Origin of the sequence: Actinomadura harenae, assembly GCF_003696215.1 — a bacterium.
Lineage (GTDB): Bacteria > Actinomycetota > Actinomycetes > Streptosporangiales > Streptosporangiaceae > Spirillospora > Spirillospora harenae.
Genome location: NZ_RFFG01000060.1, coordinates 32537 through 48694, shown reverse-complemented (window position 1 = coordinate 48694; position 16158 = coordinate 32537). Strand labels below are relative to the sequence as shown.

20 protein-coding genes and 1 pseudogene are annotated in these 16158 nt (G+C 70.8%); 14 read left to right on the top strand and 7 right to left on the bottom strand.

Translation table 11 applies throughout. The annotated features are described in order from the left end of the window. The 3 genes from EBO15_RS43750 to EBO15_RS28170 form a co-directional block, all read right to left on the bottom strand. Positions 1-580: hypothetical protein (locus tag EBO15_RS43750; protein WP_147481683.1), on the bottom strand; the 580-nt coding region annotated here is incomplete at its 3' end. 432 nt (positions 581-1012) lie between these two features. Beyond that, on the bottom strand, positions 1013-1642 hold the full coding sequence (locus tag EBO15_RS28175; protein WP_199744857.1) for a GNAT family N-acetyltransferase: 630 nt from the start codon (positions 1640-1642) through the stop codon (positions 1013-1015). Between the two features lie 5 nt (positions 1643-1647). Continuing rightward, the gene (locus EBO15_RS28170) at positions 1648-2271 is read right to left on the bottom strand and encodes an NUDIX domain-containing protein (protein ID WP_122197475.1); all 624 of its coding nucleotides are present in this window, start codon (positions 2269-2271) and stop codon (positions 1648-1650) included. Between the two features lie 80 nt (positions 2272-2351). Between EBO15_RS28170 and EBO15_RS43745 the strand changes: the two genes are divergently transcribed. The 3 genes from EBO15_RS43745 to EBO15_RS28160 all read left to right on the top strand — a co-directional run bounded on the left by EBO15_RS43745 (position 2352) and on the right by EBO15_RS28160 (position 4521). Then, positions 2352-2603, top strand: a complete 252-nt coding sequence (locus EBO15_RS43745) for a hypothetical protein (RefSeq protein WP_147481682.1) — start codon at positions 2352-2354, stop codon at positions 2601-2603. Continuing rightward, positions 2543-4180: a hypothetical protein gene (locus tag EBO15_RS28165; protein WP_122197474.1), complete on the top strand. Its 1638-nt coding sequence runs from the start codon at positions 2543-2545 to the stop codon at positions 4178-4180. Before EBO15_RS43745 ends, EBO15_RS28165 begins: the two co-directional genes overlap by 61 nt. A gap of 95 nt (positions 4181-4275) precedes the next feature. Continuing rightward, positions 4276-4521, top strand: a complete 246-nt coding sequence (locus EBO15_RS28160) for a hypothetical protein (protein WP_122197473.1) — start codon at positions 4276-4278, stop codon at positions 4519-4521. A 31-nt stretch (positions 4522-4552) separates the two neighbouring features. Here EBO15_RS28160 and EBO15_RS28155 read toward each other — a convergent pair whose 3' ends face one another. Continuing rightward, complete coding sequence (locus tag EBO15_RS28155; RefSeq protein ID WP_158628369.1) at positions 4553-5074, bottom strand: NUDIX hydrolase; 522 nt, start codon at positions 5072-5074, stop codon at positions 4553-4555. 167 nt (positions 5075-5241) lie between these two features. Here EBO15_RS28155 and amcB point away from each other — a divergent pair, with 167 nt between their 5' ends. The 6 genes and pseudogenes from amcB (at position 5242) to EBO15_RS46270 (ending at position 8775) form a co-directional block, all read left to right on the top strand. After that, positions 5242-6405 (top strand): cyclophane-forming radical SAM peptide maturase AmcB, encoded by a 1164-nt coding sequence (gene amcB / locus EBO15_RS28150; protein ID WP_122197471.1) that lies wholly within the window; start codon positions 5242-5244, stop codon positions 6403-6405. 2 nt (positions 6406-6407) lie between these two features. Beyond that, complete coding sequence (locus tag EBO15_RS44485; RefSeq protein ID WP_158628368.1) at positions 6408-6551, top strand: hypothetical protein; 144 nt, start codon at positions 6408-6410, stop codon at positions 6549-6551. A 79-nt stretch (positions 6552-6630) separates the two neighbouring features. Next, positions 6631-7287, top strand: a complete 657-nt coding sequence (locus EBO15_RS28145; RefSeq protein ID WP_122197470.1) for a pentapeptide repeat-containing protein — start codon at positions 6631-6633, stop codon at positions 7285-7287. Between the two features lie 435 nt (positions 7288-7722). Further along, positions 7723-7974: a hypothetical protein gene (locus EBO15_RS46275; protein ID WP_233616478.1), complete on the top strand. Its 252-nt coding sequence runs from the start codon at positions 7723-7725 to the stop codon at positions 7972-7974. Continuing rightward, positions 7923-8330, top strand: a pseudogene (locus tag EBO15_RS47355) (MFS transporter); the annotation flags it as partial. The gene EBO15_RS46275 and the pseudogene EBO15_RS47355, both read left to right, overlap by 52 nt. Before the next feature lie 106 nt (positions 8331-8436). Then, positions 8437-8775, top strand: a complete 339-nt coding sequence (locus EBO15_RS46270) for an MFS transporter (RefSeq protein WP_233616477.1) — start codon at positions 8437-8439, stop codon at positions 8773-8775. Here EBO15_RS46270 and EBO15_RS28135 read toward each other — a convergent pair. After that, a complete protein-coding gene (locus tag EBO15_RS28135; RefSeq protein WP_122197468.1) occupies positions 8752-9735 on the bottom strand; it encodes a phosphotransferase in 984 nt (327 codons plus the stop codon). The two genes, EBO15_RS46270 and EBO15_RS28135, sit on opposite strands and share 24 nt — an antisense overlap. Positions 9736-9862: 127 nt before the next feature. Beyond that, complete coding sequence (locus EBO15_RS28130; protein ID WP_122197467.1) at positions 9863-10879, bottom strand: hypothetical protein; 1017 nt, start codon at positions 10877-10879, stop codon at positions 9863-9865. A 292-nt stretch (positions 10880-11171) separates the two neighbouring features. Here EBO15_RS28130 and EBO15_RS28125 point away from each other — a divergent pair, with 292 nt between their 5' ends. Continuing rightward, positions 11172-12146: an Lrp/AsnC family transcriptional regulator gene (locus EBO15_RS28125; protein WP_122197466.1), complete on the top strand. Its 975-nt coding sequence runs from the start codon at positions 11172-11174 to the stop codon at positions 12144-12146. A 551-nt stretch (positions 12147-12697) separates the two neighbouring features. After that, positions 12698-13426, top strand: coding sequence for a hypothetical protein (locus tag EBO15_RS28120; RefSeq protein WP_122197465.1), 729 nt, complete (start codon positions 12698-12700; stop codon positions 13424-13426). Positions 13427-13497: 71 nt separating this feature from the next. Here EBO15_RS28120 and EBO15_RS28115 read toward each other — a convergent pair whose 3' ends face one another. Then, a complete protein-coding gene (locus tag EBO15_RS28115; RefSeq protein WP_122197464.1) occupies positions 13498-13761 on the bottom strand; it encodes a hypothetical protein in 264 nt (87 codons plus the stop codon). On the opposite strand from EBO15_RS28115, the gene EBO15_RS28110 reads away from it, so the two are divergent. The 3 genes from EBO15_RS28110 to EBO15_RS28100 all read left to right on the top strand — a co-directional run bounded on the left by EBO15_RS28110 (position 13762) and on the right by EBO15_RS28100 (position 15872). Next, positions 13762-14001 carry a hypothetical protein gene (locus EBO15_RS28110; protein ID WP_122197463.1) on the top strand — a complete coding sequence of 80 codons (240 nt, stop codon included), beginning with the start codon at positions 13762-13764 and terminating at the stop codon, positions 13999-14001. A 141-nt stretch (positions 14002-14142) separates the two neighbouring features. After that, positions 14143-14718, top strand: a complete 576-nt coding sequence (locus tag EBO15_RS28105) for an AAA family ATPase (protein ID WP_199744856.1) — start codon at positions 14143-14145, stop codon at positions 14716-14718. A 335-nt stretch (positions 14719-15053) separates the two neighbouring features. Further along, positions 15054-15872, top strand: a complete 819-nt coding sequence (locus tag EBO15_RS28100; protein ID WP_122197461.1) for an SAM-dependent methyltransferase — start codon at positions 15054-15056, stop codon at positions 15870-15872. Positions 15873-16158: the final 286 nt, after the last annotated feature.

Below are 16158 nucleotides of genomic sequence, written 5' to 3'. Positions count from 1 at the left end.
CTGCTGGTTGGAACCTGCCGTCGGGGCCCTTCTGCGGGCCGGGCCCGGTCTTCACCGCGACGTCGGGAGCACACAGGCGACAGCGCTTGCCTCGTGCCAGCTGCTCGGCGCGTACCGGTAGGTGAATGGTGGGGGCGGCGCAGTATGGGTGATGCTGACACCCAGCGTCGAGCCACTGCTCGGCCTCGCGCAGGATTCGCTTGAGCACCGAACAGGACGGCTCATGGATCACCCCGTGCCCGGTCTGGACGAACCAGCCGTCGGGACTGGCAAGCGCTGCTTCGAAGGTCTCCAGTCCCTGTTCCGCACCTGCTGCCCAGGACTGGTACTCATGGCACCCGCGGCAGTGTCCCGTCGGCACACGGTAGTCGCAGGCGCACACGCCGCAGCACTCGCACACGATGCACTCGTGGAACGCGCCAGTGGCGTCGGCCCGAACAGGTCCCGCCGTGGGGTCGACATCGCCGACTCGGCGGACCTCGAAGCCACTGAAATTCCGCACGATGATCTCGTAACGTCCGGGGACGTCGATGTTGATCTCAGCGACCACAACGCGCTGCTCACCTCGCTCGTGAACCATGCCGCTCCCTACCTTGTCAGGCCAATATCCCAAGCTCAGCTCTGATTCTTGCGCGCCACGCAGCTCGGGGAGCTTCAGGTCGCGTCCTGGGCTCTCTGCCACCACAGGGTGGTGACGCCCCCCAGTGGGCCGCTCCTTCAGGAGCGGCACGTTCGCCCCGGGTGAACGTTCGAGGTCTGGCCCACTGGCGGAACGCGGCGTCCAGTACCGCCAGAGCGGGACGCGGGCCCGTCGCCCGCGCCCGCCGGGCGGCGCCTCATGAGGCGCAGTTCGGGGTCTGCGACTTGGTCACGGTTTGCGCGCGACCGCCCCCACACAGGAGACGTCGGGGTCCCGGCCCCAGAGAGTGGGGTCGGGCCGCCACCTCGACACCAAACCACGCCGGGCTCGAGTACGTCCAGGCCCTCGAAGGTGCGGGCGATCTCCTCGGGGCTACGGGGCGTATAGGGGACGCTGCGGCCACCGGCGTTGGACCGCTGGATGGCCTGCACATAGGCCAGGCCGGAATCGGTGAGGGGTGAGATCAGACTCCGAGTTCGGGTGAGGGACGAAGGAGTCCGGGCGAGGGGCCAGGTACCGGCAGCGGCCTCGGCCGACCTCCGTGAGGACTCCGCCGTTGCGTTCGATCACCGTGCGGGATCCCGCGTTCGTTTCGGCGCAGACCAGCACGACGGGGTCGATCCCCAGATTCCAGGCGATCGGCAGCGCCGCGGCCAGCATCGCGGTGGCGTGCCCCTCGCAGCGCCGACCGGGGCGGACCGCGTACCCGATGTGGTTGGCGTCCCGGACACCGGGGGTCAGGTCGGGGCGGATCGAGATCCGCCCGATGAACTCCCCCGCATCGTCCAGCCACCAGAAGCATCGCACCCAGGAGCCGGCGTACGTCCGCTGCCAGGGGAGACGCCCGTCACGCATCTGCTGGGCGTACTCCTCGAAGCGGCCGGGGACCGACAGGTCGGCCACCGACAGCCCGTCGGCGTCCGCGGTCCCGGACGCCTGCTCCCACTCCCGCATCGCCGCTATGAACGACGCCCGCAGGAGCGGGTTCGGAACCACCAGCACGCCCCTCACACTACGGGCCGCGGGCCGCTATGACCGACGCCATGCGGCGCCGGTGAGGTGCTGGCGTGGTGCGGGCCGGTTTCAGCGATCACGGCGGACAGGTTGGCCGTCAGGTAGGCGGCCAGCTCCGGCGGTTTGAGGTCGTTGGCCGCGAACCACCCAGATTGCAGAGGCGCGAACGCCAGGTCGTAGGCGCCGCGGGCGGCACGGTCGCGGGGCAGGCCGGTGAACTCCGGGCCCGACCGCGCCGACCAGTCGCATTCCAGGAGCTGCGCGACAAGGAAGTGCTGCACGCCGACCAGGCGGACACCGTCGTCGCTGATGCCGATCTGGTCGGTAAGCAACAGCACCTGGACCGGGTCGCCGATCGTGCCGCCGATCTCCTCCCGCACCTCGCGGCGCAACGCCGCCTCCACACTGGAGTCGGTGCCCTCGACTTTCCCGCCGGGGGTGACGAAGTACGGGGGCCGCTCCGGTCTGGTCCGTCTGATCAGCACCAGCTCACCCTTGTGAAGCAGCAGTCCGCGGGCGCTGCGCCGCACGATGACCTCCCCGGCTACCCGGGCGGCTCCTGCGGCGTCGCCGCCGTCGCCGCTGCTGTTGCCGTTGTTGTCGTGCCGTTCCGTCACGGGGCCACCTCTTCCTCTCACTGCTGGCGGGCTGCTCACCAGCGTGGCCTGGGAGAGCGACGGCCGCCTTGGACACGGCGATGATGCCGCGACAGGTCACGGTCCCGGGCATGCTGCGCTGGCTGGCCTGCCCGCGGGCCGGTGAGCTGTTCGACCCGCCGCTGCCCTGGCAGGAGCAGGCCCGCCGCCGCCCGGAGATCCGGCACGCCCGCAACATCGTGTTCGACCTGGCGGCCTCCTGCCGAGCGACCCCGCCCGGCAGGAGGCGAACGTGGTGTTCTCCGGCTGCACCCACCTCACCTTGGACGACCTTGCGGCCACCTGCGGCCTGATCGCACGGGGCGGGTTCGTGGTGATGCCGGGGCGGGGACGCCCTGGTTATGGTCACGACGGGACGCCGGACGCTGACGGGTGGTCGCTGATGAAGCAGCTCGGGCTCGCCTCCTACGACCGGCGTGTCTCCCGCGCCGCCCGCACCCTGCTGGACAGCCAGGGCTTCGACGGCGGCTGGGGCCTGACGCTCTCGTCGGTCTCCTCGATCGTCAACACCAGTGAGGTGCTGGCGATCCTGCGGGCAGCGGGGATCGGCGGGCAGCCGGTCCGAGACGCGCTGCGCTACCTGGCCGGCGCGATCGAGGAGCACTGCCGGCCGCGGCAGAAGGGCGGCCGCGGCGAGAACACCCGCTTTGTCTGTTTCGGCCTGACCGGCCTGCTGCACTACCCGGAGTTCGTCACCCAGCCGGAGGTCGCGCAGACCGCGGCCTGGTGCGTCGACTGGCTGAGCACCCACCAGATCGAACAGGGCTGGCCGGAAGTCGCCGGGATCGACGACGTGTCCCTCCACCAGACCGCTCTGGCGGTCCTGGCGCTGGCCCGGCTCCGCGACGCGGCGGCCGTACTCGGCCCCGGCCTGGAACTCCCCGGCGGCATCGACACCACACGGCTCACCTCCCGGATCGCCCCGCTCATCGGCCACGGCCTGGCCGGGCTCCTCTACCATCGGCGGACCTCCGGGGCCTGGGGGTGGCGGACCTACGTCGACACCGCGCCGAGCCCGAGCAAGACCGCGCTCTGCGCGATGGCGGTCGCCGCCGCGACCGGCCACACCATCGGCAGGACACCGGCCGACGACAGCCCGCTGGAGGTCGGCGGCGCATCCGACGGCATCGAGCTGAAACGCCCGTCGCAGATCATCGGCGAAGCCGGGCAGTGGCTGCTGCGCCACCACCCGCGCTGGGAGACGTTCGTCGAGGACGACAAGGACGTTCAGGGCACCGCCTGGGAGCACATGGCCTACGCCCTCGGCGTTCGGGGCGTCCTGCTGGCCGGAGGCAGCCCCTACGACCAGCGCCTGGCCCGCGCCTGGAAGCTGATGGACGGCCTCTGGGATGCCGAGGGCGGGCTCTGGATGGAGCCGGGCGCCTCGGGCCGGCGGCCGACGATCCGCGCCGCCTACTACACCGTCTGCGCCTATGAGGCCGCGCGGATCCGGGTCGCGCAGCTGACGATGGCCGGCCACGACGCCGCCGCGGCGGCCGGGCCGCTCACTACCGGCCACGCCGAGTTCCGCGAGGTCTCCCTCATCGCCGACGGCTGCCAGATCCTGGTCAGCACGACGGAGGAGTCGGTGGCCTGCACCGTCTCCGGCCGGCTCTTCGACCTGGCCGTCCTGCTGCACCGCGCCCCGCACGGCCTGACCACCCAAGCGATCGGGCGAGCGCTGGGAGTCGCGCCGTCCTCGATCCCGAAGTACGTGCAGCGCCTCAACGCCGCGATCACCGACGGGCTCGGCGGCGCTCCTATCCGGCTCATCACCGCCTGCCAGACCACCCATGGCAGCGGCTACGCCCTCGCCGCCTGCGCCCACGGCCGGAGCACCCAGCCCGCCCCACCCCGCACCGGCCAGTAGCCTCCCCCGCACCGCCATCTCGACCACGGGCCGGGCCCAGACCCACATCGGCGGGGGTAGAGCACGCCGAGCACCCGGGCGCCTACGCTTTCCCCGTGAACCCGCCGATCCCGCTGGGCTACTGCACGATCATCCCCACCGACAGCCCAGGCACCTGCTGCTCCGGCTGCCAGGAACACCTCGACCCCGGCGTGCTCGCGCGCCTGACCCAGGCCGAGGAACGGCTCCTCTGGCAGCGCGAGCGCGTCAAGCGCGAGCAGTGGCACGGCGAGATCGCGGGCATCGACCGCATCCTGGACCTCCTCCGCGCCGAGCAGACCGCCGCCGAGACCGCCCGCTGACCTACCGCCCCCGGGCACACCGGCGCGGTGTTCAGCCGCGTTCGGACGCGATCGGGTAGTTGCGGATCGCCCACCGGGCCAGCGAGCGAACCTGTTCGAAGGTCGGCAGATCGTCGAGCTCGTCGAGGCCGAACCAGCGGACGTCATACACCTCTGCGAGGTCGGCCTGCAGCTGCGCTTCGTCCTGGCCGGGCAGGCGGCGGACGAAGTAGAACTGGACGAGCGCGGGGACCCGGAACCCTTCCCGCTCGATATCGACATGGAACGGCACCGGCTCGGGAGTGGCGTTCCCATCCGCGGGATGGATGATCTCGGGCTGGAAGGAGATGGCCTCGACCAGCAGGCCGGTCTCCTCCTTGACCTCGCGGACGGCGGTCTCGGCGAAGCTCTCGCCGGGCTCGATATGGCCGCCGGGCGGCACCCACTTGTTGAACCCGTTGTGATGCACCAGCAGGACCCGGCCGCCCTCGACGAGATAGCCCGAGCAGATATAGACGAGCCCCGACGCTCTGGTCACGCCGTCATCGTCTATGAGGATCGTGCGCTGCACCATGCCCAGCAACCTAACCCACCAGCCATGCTCAACCACGGTGATCGCGGCACTCGATGACATGACACCCCCGCCCCGATGACAGGTCATCGCGCCGCCGGGGACAGGTCACCGGTCATGACATCGCACTGTCACCGGGAAACCGTCATCGACGGCCGCAACCTCAAGGCATGGACACCAGCGCCCCCACCCGCCGGACGAGGTTCGACGAGCGGATCGGCCGGAGTTTCCGGACCGTGATCCTGCAGCCCACCAGCCTTTGCAACCTCGATTGCGGCTACTGCTACCTGCCCGGACGCAAGAAGCGCTACGAGATCCTCCCGACCGTGGTGAAGGCGGCGGCGGCCTCGATCGCCGAGCAGAACGCCCCGGAGCCCGTCGGAGTCGTCTGGCACGGCGGCGAACCCACCGCCCTGCCCATCGCGACCTTCAAGCAGCGGCTGCTGGCGTTCGAGGACCTGCGGATCGGCGGGCGCGTTGAGCACTCGATCCAGACGAACGCGACCCTGATCAACGAGCAGTGGTGCGAGTTGTTCCGGACCTACCGGTTCCAGGTCGGGGTCAGCATCGACGGGCCCGAGAGCGCGAACGTGAACCGGGTCGACCGGGCGGGGCGGCCCGCGTTCACGAAGATCATGCGCGGCATCGGGGTGCTGCGCGACCACGAGATCCCCTTCAGCGTCATCTGCGTCGTCTCCCCCGAGACGATCGGCGACCCGGCCGGGCTCATGGAGTTCTTCGCCGGCCTCGGCTGCACGCAGGTCGGGTTCAACATCGAGGAACTCGAAGGAGTCAACGACTCCCGCGCCCTGGTCGACACCGGCCTCGCCGAGACGTTCTGGGCCGGGGTGATCGCCGCCCACCACCGCTTCCCGGACCTGCGGGTCCGGGAGATCGACCAGCTCGCCAGCTACCTGAACAAGGCCCGGACCGGGCGGAAGGAGGAATGGAGCAAGGCCAAACACGACCCGATCCCCACGATCGCCTGGAACGGAGACCTCGCCTTGATGTCTCCGGAACTGCTGGGCATCGACGCCCCCGAGCACCACGGCTTCGTCGCCGGGAACGTGCTGACCGAGTCTCTGCCCCAGATCCTGCGCCGCGCCCACCACGTCTCCTACATCGCCGAACTGCTCGACGGCCTGGACGGCTGCGAACAGACCTGCACGTTCTGGGACTTCTGCCGCGGCGCACACGCCGGCAACCGGTACTTCGAGCACGGCAGCTTCACCGCGACCGAGACCGCCCACTGCCGCAACACAAGGCAAGCCCTCGTCACCGCCTTCGCGGCCACCACCATCAGCCCGGCCGCGATCAACCCGAAGGAGAAGTGAACATGCCCGTCCTCGAACTGCTCGAGACCACCACCGCCGCTACGGTGGAGGACTTCCTCGCCGAAATCACCGCCGCGACCCCGGACCTCGCGCCCGAGGCCCACGACAACCGGCCGACCTGGGACAACTGGAACAACAAGAAGTAGCCCCGCCAGCACCACCACGACGGCGCGCCCCGGCCCTTCCTCGGACCGGGGCGCGCCCCACGACCTCGGAGGCATCTCGATGGACGTCCGGCAGATCCGCGACATCAAGGTCCTGCTGCCCTCCGACGACGAGCTCTTCCCCGCCGACACCCCGCCTGCCCGCGGCGACATCACCGGCCTCGCCGTCACCGGCGCCGACTGGTCCCGCCTCCAGCTCAACGGCCGTGCCCTCAGCGGCTGCCGCCTCACCAGGGTCTCCCTCGGCGAAGCCGCCCTCGAACAGGCCCGGCTCAGCAACACGACCTTCAACGACTGCAACTTCGCCTCCGCCCGCCTCACCGACACCAAGATCGACCGCTGCGTCTTCACCGGCTGCCGCCTCCTGGGAGTCAACGCACGCCAGCTCACCCTCACCGATGTGATCTTCGAACGGTGCCGGTTCGACTACGCGACCCTCACCGGCCTCACCGCGACCGGGTCAGTCGCGTTCGTCGACTGCATGCTCCGCGAGGCCACGATCGCCGAGTCCAAGCTGGAAAGCGTCGTCTTCGCCGACTGCCCCATGCCCAGCGCCACCCTGGCACGCACCCAACTGCGCGGCGCAGACCTACGCGGCAGCCAGATCAGCACCCTCGCCGGCGCGACCCAGCTCGCCGGAGCCGTCCTCGACCACGGCCAAGTCACCCAGCTGACCGACGCGCTCCTCACTGAACTCCAGATCAGCATCCGCGACTGACACGACGCCCGATCCGGCCCAAACCCAACCCCTCAACCCGGCCGTACCTGAAAGCGGCAACCCCTAGCCGGCCAAGCCCGACCCCTGGAGCGAGGCACGCCCCGCTCCGGCCCTACCGCCGGTAGCCGAACAGCAGGAGGTGACCCGTGCAGGGCGACGAGGCCGACGCCGTGCTCTCCACCGACATCCACACCGCACCGCACGGCGCCCGCCACCCCCTGGGCAGCGCCGAGCCTCGCGGGAGCCGGATCGCGCACCGAGTCGCGGGCCGGGCGCGTGCCGAGTCCGCCCGGATCACCGCGCCGCTGCGCACCTCGCCCGGGTACCGGCGGTACTACGCCTCCACGGTCGCCAACGCCCTCGGGTCGGGGATCGCGACCGGCGCGGTCTCGATGACGATCCCTGAACACCGGTGGCGGCGCGACCGGGATCGCGATGCTGCTGCTGGCGCAGATCGGGACGCAGGTGCTGCTGATGCCGGTGTCCGGGGTGGCCGCCGACCGGATCCCCCGCCGGATCCTGCTGGTCGGATCGTTGGTGGCGTTCGGGGCTATCGGCGCAGCCCAGACCGCGCTGGCCGCGACCAGGACGGCGACGGTCGCCGCCCTGGCGGCCTCGGGGCGGTCACCTTCGCGGTGTCCTCGTTCATCATCCCCGCCCAAGAAGGCATCGTCCGCTCACTGGTGAGCCTGGAGCATCTGCGGGAAGCGAACGCGTTGGCCAAGCTCACCCGATACAGCGCCACCATTGTCGGCCCGTCCGTTGGCGGTGTGCTGGTCGCCGCGTTCGGCACGCCGGTCACCCTCGGCATCGACGCGATGTCCTACTTCACTGCGGCCGCCCTCATGGCCCGGGTGCCGGTCCCTGCCCTGAAACGATCCCCCACCCGGTTCCGAACCGACGTCGCCGGGATGTGGACGATCGCCACCTCGACGCAGTGGCTGTGGGTGAACGTTCTGGCCGGGGCGTTCGGTGTCGCGTGCTGGCACATCGGCTACGGCATCGTCGGCATCACCTACGTCCGCGCGCACCTCGGCGGCCCGGCCGCCTGGGGCGTCATCGCCAGCTGCCTCGGTGGCGGGATGGTCGCGGGCGCGGTGATCAGCCTGGTCTGGCCGCCGGTGCGGGCGGGCTGGCGCAACCGTCCCGATGCTGCTCCCTGGCACGTTCATGGCCCTGCAAGCCCATCTGTGGACGGTCGGCGCCGGAGTGGCTGTCGCCGCGGCCGGGATGTCCATCGCGGCCGTCGCCTGGCGCGCCATCCTCCAGCAGGAATTCCCCGACGCGCTCCAGGGCCGCGTATCGGCCGTGGCATGGACGGGCGAGCTGGTCATCGCACCGCTCGGCTACCCGCTCGTCCCCGCCCTGCTCGCAGCCTTCGGGACCCGCGGGACACTCGCGGCGTGCAGCGCCGGAATGGCCCTGGCCGCGCTCGCCCCGCTGGCCGTCCCGTCCTGCCGGCGGCTACGCCTCCACGCCGGTCCCTGAATCGAAGCGTCGGCGGAAGTCGGCGAAGGTGGGGAAGGCGGCGGTGTCGACCGTTCCCGCGTGCTCGTACTGTTCCAGGCAGTTGGTGAACAGGTGCCGGCGGTACAGCCATTTGCCTGCCTTGCCGTCGCCCGCGACGTCGGATGCGCAGTCGGGTGAAGCGCTGGCGGGGCGGGTGAGCGCGAGGAAGAACGCGCTCTTGATGACCAGGAACTCCCCGAGGAACGCGCTGGGCGCCTGGTCGAGGAACGGGACGGTCGCGTTGTCGACGGCCGTCAGGTAGGTGGCGCGTTGCGCAGGCGTGGGTGAGTAGCGGCCTGTGCCGCCGTGGAACGCGATGATCTCCAGGGCTGGGGCGACGTCGTAGCCGACGGGGGCCAGGCCGTGGTGCTGCCAGTCGATGACACCGGTGGGGAAGGTGTTCGGCAGGCCGTAGTCCAGGCTGGACGCGCACAGCGGCAGGTCTTCCAGCCGCCGCAACGCGGTCGCGATCACCTCTCGGCGGTGCGGGGTGTCCAGGTCGGGGTTCTCCGCCCACACGTTGGCCACGTATCCGCCCTTCTCCGCGAACTCGGCCAGCAGGTCGGCGGAGGTGGCGACCGGGTGGGCGGCTTGGGCCCGCAGCAACTCGGCCGACACCTTCACCGCCGCCGCGACGACCTCGTCGGCGAGCACACCACCCGATGCGCCGGTGGAGGCGCCGCCCGCCAGGCGGTCGGCCATCTGGTGCAACGACAAGCCGGGCAACGCCTCCTCGACGAGAAAGCCCGACCCGGTGGCGTCAAGGCCCTCTTCCAGCACCCGCGGCACCGGGTAGCCCAACGCCCGCACGCGGCGCAGGAACGCCGCTTCGCCCAGGACGTCTGGTCCGGTCCGCTTGAAGCGGCTTCCGTCGGCTGACCGCCACACCGCACCGTCGGCCCCGGTCCGGTGCTGCACCAGCTCCCATGCACCGGTCATGACATCCCCCCTGCCTTGTCCTACCTGCCGATTGTCGGCCGTGAGCTTCGCCGGGGCCCTTGGGTGCCCACCGCCACGGTCACGGGCTCGCGCGCCTCCGCCCGCGCCGTCCTTGAGATCGTTGGTGTCAATCAGCACTGTGTGGATCGGCCAGGTGGGCGAGTCCGTCCAGCAGGGCGCTGGTCTCAGGTCCTCTCACCGGGATGAGCACGTCGGGGGTGTCGTCGCGCACCACGAACGCGACGTCGCCGGTGTGGCCGACCAGAGACCAGCCGTCGCCGTCAGCGCGCACGATCCAGCCCACCGTGCCCTCGGCCCGGTAGCGGCGGACCCTGCCCGCGGGCGGTGGGTCGAGCAGGTAGGCGCGGGCCGCCTCGAACGCGGCGTCCAGGCCCGCCAGGGCGGGGACGCCGGGCTCGCTGGTGTACTCCACCTCCTCCCGCCGGAAGGCATCGGTGACCGCGTCCCAGCCGAGTCGGACCCGGTGGGCCTCGAGCCGCCTCCGGGCGGGGGTCCAGGCGGGCGGCGGCAGGGGGCGGGCGCCGCGGTGGTTGCCCCAGAACTCCCGCCAGGCCGCCTGGACCGGCATCGGAACCCCGTCCCGCCCGCCGTAGCGGCGCAGCAGCCGGTGCCAGGCATCGCCGGTCCGGGCGTCGATCAGCTCGCGGCAGCCCTGACAGGCGGGCCAGTCGACGCACCCGGTGATCTCGGCGCCGAGCACCGGCGCCATGGTGATGTCGCCGGCCGGGTCGCCGAGCAGCACCTCGACATCAGCGGCCTCATACACCCAGGACGGTGCCGGATCCAGGCAGAACTGGCACCGCGGGCCGCCGCCGAACTCCTCCGGCCAGCCCGGCCGGACCTCGACCACGTGCCCGCTCCGAACCTCCCGCGCGACCGTGGCCAGGGCGCACACCAGCTCGCCGTTCGTTCTCTCCGTTCCTCGGGAGTCCAGGGCCTCGGCCACGGGAGCGGTGTGGGTGCTGATGCACGTGCCGCGCGTGTGCATCACATCCAGCAGGTAGAGCACCCATCCCGAGGTGGACTGCTCCAGTTCCAGCGCCTGGCACGCGTCGCTGTAGCTGCCGCCCACCTCGTCGGGGACGTGGCCGGGAGCGATGAGCTTGACCGTGACGTCGTCCATCGGTCCATGCTCGCCGCCAGGCGACCCCTCCGCCAGGCAGATGAGGAGTTGGCTACCGAGTCCACTCATCCTGCGCGTTCACCGGTGGCGTCTTTGACGGGTATCTGCGGGGCCGGGCTGGTGGTCTCCGGTTCAAGCGCTGCCGAGGGGATGTGGGTGTTCTGGGAGGGTTGCGGTGTTTCGCGTGGCGGATCCGGTCGATCGTCTTATGGTGGTCAGGAGCTTTCGAGTCGTGAGCGGTGTGAACGGCCGTGGCCGTTGACGGGGACTGCTCGGCTTCTTGTGAGGTGACGTGCGCGACCTGGACGGGTTCGACCGGATGATCCTGTCCGCCCTGCAGCAGGACGGACGTGTCACCTACCAGGCCCTGACCGATCAGACCAGGCTGTCTCGCACCAGCACCCGAACCCGCCTCCACATGCTCCTCGACCAGGGCGCCGCCACGGTCGTCGCGTCTGCACATCCCGCCCTGTTCGGCCAGGCGGTCCAGGCGCAGCTGCTGGTGACCGCCCACGCTGATCCCGCAGAAGCGGCCAAGACGCTCATCGCACACCGGTCGACGAGCGGCTGCCAACGCACCACCGGCGCGAACCACGACCTTGTCGTGCGGATCCGCGCCCGCGACGACGCCGACCTTGCGGCCGAGGTGGACCAGCTCCGCCGCCACCGCGCCGTCCACCGGCTCAAGGTGTTCCGCGCGGTGAACGTCATCACCGACGCCGCCGAACCCGCACCCCCTCCCTCCCCAGGACCGGCGGCAAGCAGTCTCGACGCGGTCGACTGGCAGCTGCTGGTCCTCCTCCAGGACGACCCGCGGGCGTCGTTCTCGACGCTGAGCCAGGGCGTCGGCCTGTCGCAGGCGGCGACCCGGGCCCGGGTACGGGGGTTGCTGGAGGCCGGTGTTGTCCGCATCGCGGCCGTCGTCCACCCGGCCGGGGCCGGGCTGCCACAAGCCCTTGGTTTCGCGGTCTCCCCTACCACGGCCGCCGAGGATGTCGGAGCCGAACTCGCGCAACGACCGGGCGTGACGGCCGTCGCGACGGGCTGGGGTCCCTGTGACATCCTCGGCACGGCCGCTGCGCGCTCCACACCTCACCTGGCGGCCGTCCTCGGCGGCATGAGGAGCGTCGGCGGGATCGACCGGTTGACCACCTGGACGGTGCTGGACACCCTCGCCCCGGTCACCCCGATCGCCGTCCGCCGGCACCGCCCACCTCGGACCCTCACCACCCTGGACGACCAGCCTTGGGCGCCGGTCTCGCCGTAGCTGGCTTCGGCCTCACCTTGCGGGTCAGACCGGCGTTCGCGCGCTTGGAGATGCACTCCCTGTTCCGCCCACGGCGATCGGGGACCTCACCACCGCAGAAGCCTGCCGTCGGCGCTTCGTCTTGAGCACTCGCGTCCTGACTGGAGCGGGCCGGAATGTCGGGGTCGCGTGTCATCATCGGCACGGGGAGGCGATGAATACGGCTCAACCGCGCAGTCGCAGGTGGGCTCAGGGACACGCCGCACGCTTGGCGCGGGACTCCCGGATCGAGGCCGGCCAACAACGCCGCGTCCTTCCGGCCGTCGTCTGCGAACACCAGCCCACCGACACCGCCCTCGTTCGCGCCTGCCGCGACCACGGCATCGCCCTCATCTGGCCTGAACACTTCGCCGCCTGGATCCACGAACACACCACGCCACCGGAGCCAACACCGCCACAGGGTGCGCGACCAGCGCGAACGAAAGACACCCCCAACAAGCCCGGGAACTCAGGACCGTCCCTGGAAGGTCGCGTGAACGCACCCGCGACCGAGCCCACCGAGAGGAACGTTGATGCCTTTCACAGCCGCTGACCTGAACCTGACCGACCCCACCAAGGGCTACTTCCACTTCGTCCTGTACGCCGAGCCACAGAACGGTGCCGCAGGGGCCGCATGGAACGCCACGATCTCCATCGAGCGGCCGTCGATGTACTCCCGAGAGTGGATGAACAGGCTCCAGCGGTGCGAGCCTGACACGCTGCACACCACGCTGGTGCACCCCCAGAAGATGCCCTCGCTGTTTCAGCCGTGCGTGGATGAGGACCCCGACAGCCCGTCGGCGTTGATGGGGTCGGGCTGCACCTGTCGCCGGACCTGGACCGACCCGCTGTTCGGCTTGCCCGTCGTCGGCGAGCACTACCGGACCGTCGGCGGGCAGATCGACCAGTGGACCTACTTCACCTACGCGCCCCTGGACCTGCGCCCTGACGACGTTCTGTCCGCGGTGGTCATCGACCGAGACAGCGGCCTGTTCTGGGCCCGCACCAGCACCGGCGACCTGGCTTTGCTCCCGATGTCCAACTCTCAGGGCTACGACGTCGGGCGGCGCGGCGGAGGGCCCGGCTACTTCGCCGAGTACCTCCACCAGGTCGTCGCCTCCAACGGTCGTGACACCGCCATCGCTCGCCAGCCCTACAACCCCGACGTCGACCCGAACCTGCTGGCCTGGGTCTCAAGCCCGCACTCCAACCGCACCCAGGAACTGACCTTGCCGGACCTCAAAGCGATCCAACGCGGCTGACGTGCCGCGCCGCCAGTCGGCCCTCAACCGATGCACCGCTCCTTCGGCGCAACCGGTCGCGTTCCCGCAGTTCACTCTTCCCCGGGCAGGAGGCGCCGCAGGGACAGCCGCCGCACGCCGGGTGCCGAGACGTGCACGGCGAAGCAGGTGTCGTCGCGGACAAGTGTGCCTGCGCCCGCCCTCACCAGCAGCTTGGGGACCTCGCAGCGGCACGGGCGAGCTGGTGCGTTGATCGCAAGCCCGCCTTCGGGGTCCAGGAGCCGGTCCACAACCGTCCGGTGGGTGACTCCCCCTTCCCATTCCAGGATGAGGTGCTGGTCGTCGGAACGCCACACGTGCCAGAACCGGGTGAAGTCCGGGCCGGCGCGTTTGTCGGCGGCATCGCGGGGAAGCTGATGGACGTCCCGGACCCGGCCGTGGTCGTGTACCGCAGCGACGCCGAGTACCACGCCGCGAACCCCGCCGCCGAGTTCCCCACCCGGTGGCTGCGGATGGTCGTCATACGTGTCGCCTTGGAGGTGCCCGCGCTCAGCATCGCCTACGCCGACCAGGTCGTCCGCACCGAGGCGCCATGACCATCCACCCGCGCGACCTGCCCGCCGCCGCAACCTGCTGCTCAAACACCTCACCGACCCCGCCAACCCGCTTCGCGCGGAGTCCGGGGACCAGAACCGGCCCGACACCCCCACCAGCACACCGGCCCGACCATGCCTGAAATGCCACACTGCACTATGCCCCTGAGCCCCTCACCCACCCTCATCGTGGTCAGCGGCCCTCCTGGCAGCGGCAAGACGACCCTGGCCCGCAAGATCGCCGCACAGATCGGCTGCCCGCTGATCGTCCGCGACGAGATCAAGCAGGGCCTGGTCATCGCAACACCCGGATACAGGCCCGGCGGCGAGGACCCACTCAACCTGACCGCGCTCGCAGCCTTCACCGACGTGCTCACCACGCTGCTGAAGGCAGGAAGCACCACGGTCGCCGAGGCCGCCTTCCAAGACCGCCTGTGGCGGCCCATCCTCGAAGGCCTCACCGGGACCGCCGACATCCGCATCATCCGCTGCGAACTCCCCGCAGGCACCGCCCACGCCCGGGTCTCCGAACGCGCCGCCACCGACGCACACCGAGCCGCCCACGGTGACGCCGGACTCCTGAACGCCATCGCCGCGGGCGCCAGCCCCATCGTTTCCTTCAGCCCGATCACGATGGACGTGCCGACCCTGACCGTCGACACCTCCGACGGCTACCAACCGGCCCTGCCCGACATCATCGCCTTCGCCACCGGCGAATAGGCGAAGGTCACCGCTGGCCAGTGCACCCCAACCACCAAAGGCCCCCATGACCCGCCCCAGCACCTGAACCGCCTCGCCGCCAGCCCGCCCTTCTCCCCCGCAACCCAGCACGGCGGCCGACTCGACTCCTCGAGACGGCCGCGGTTCGGCGTTCCGCGAGCACAACCCGTGCACGCACGCACACGTGGGGTCGTGATGAAACTGACGAAACCCTGGTCAGCGCGGCCTGGCGAACGCGGGCTCGTGACGTCGGTTCTTTGGCAAGGGCACCTCAACGTGGACCGGCTCACCCTTGCCGCTGGCTATCGGAGGGAGCCGCGCGGGAGGATCGGCGGATGGCATCGCAGGAGATCGACACCGATGTGCCGCATCAGGCGCGGATCTGGAACCACTGGCTGGGCGGAAAGGACAACTACCCGATCGACCGGCAGGTCGGGGACCAGGTCCGCGCGGTGTTCCCGGAGATCGCCGACATCGCGCGGCACAGCCGGGCGTTCCTGGCCCGCGCCGTGCGGTTCCTGGCCGAGGAGCACGGCGTGCGGCAGTTCCTGGATGTCGGGACGGGTCTGCCGACCAGTCCCAACACCCATGAGATCGCTCAGGCGCACGCCCCGGACTCGACGGTGGTGTACGTCGACAACGATCCGCTCGTCCTGGTCCACGCGCGCGCCCTGCTGACCAGCGGCCCCGGCAAGGGCACGACGACCTACATCGACGCCGACGTCCGTGACCCGCGGCGCCTGCTCGAGCAGGCGGGCGCGCATCTGGATCTGTCCCGGCCGGTCGCGCTCATGCTGCTGGGCGTGATGGGCAACGTGGCCGACCAGGATGACCCGCCCACGATCGTCGCCGGGCTGGTGGACGCGCTCGCACCGGGCAGCTGGCTGGTCCTGAACGACGGCACCGACGTCCTGGGCCGCCAACCGGGGCCTGCGCCGGACGAGACCGCGCGCGCCGCGGCGATCACGCTGTACGTGCAGGCCGGGGCCCATCGGTACTACGCGCGGACCCCCGAGTACCTGTCGCGGTTCTTCGAGGGACTGACCCTGGTCGAGCCGGGCATCGTCTCCACCCCGCTTTGGCGACCGGAGCCGACCCAGGTCGGTCTGCCGCGGCCTGTTGATGCGTTCGCAGGCGTCGCTCTCAAACCGTGACAGCGAGTTCCTGGCGGGGCATCGTCGGGTCTTGTGGACGACGCCGACGCGGCCCTTCACCCCGGCGGCGATGGTGCGGATGGGATTCCCCGCGTCGGCGGGGGCGAGGATCGCTGCGCGTTGGACCGTCGTCGACGACGGGGCGGCGGCGGCCGCCCCGTCTCGGTCTGGGGCTGTCCGCCGCTGTTCCTCGCTCCCCGGGCCCCGGCGGCCGTCGGCCGGGTCGGCCTCTGGGATGCAGTGACGGAGATCTGTCCGTCGGCCGGTTCTCGCGCGGCTTCGCCGG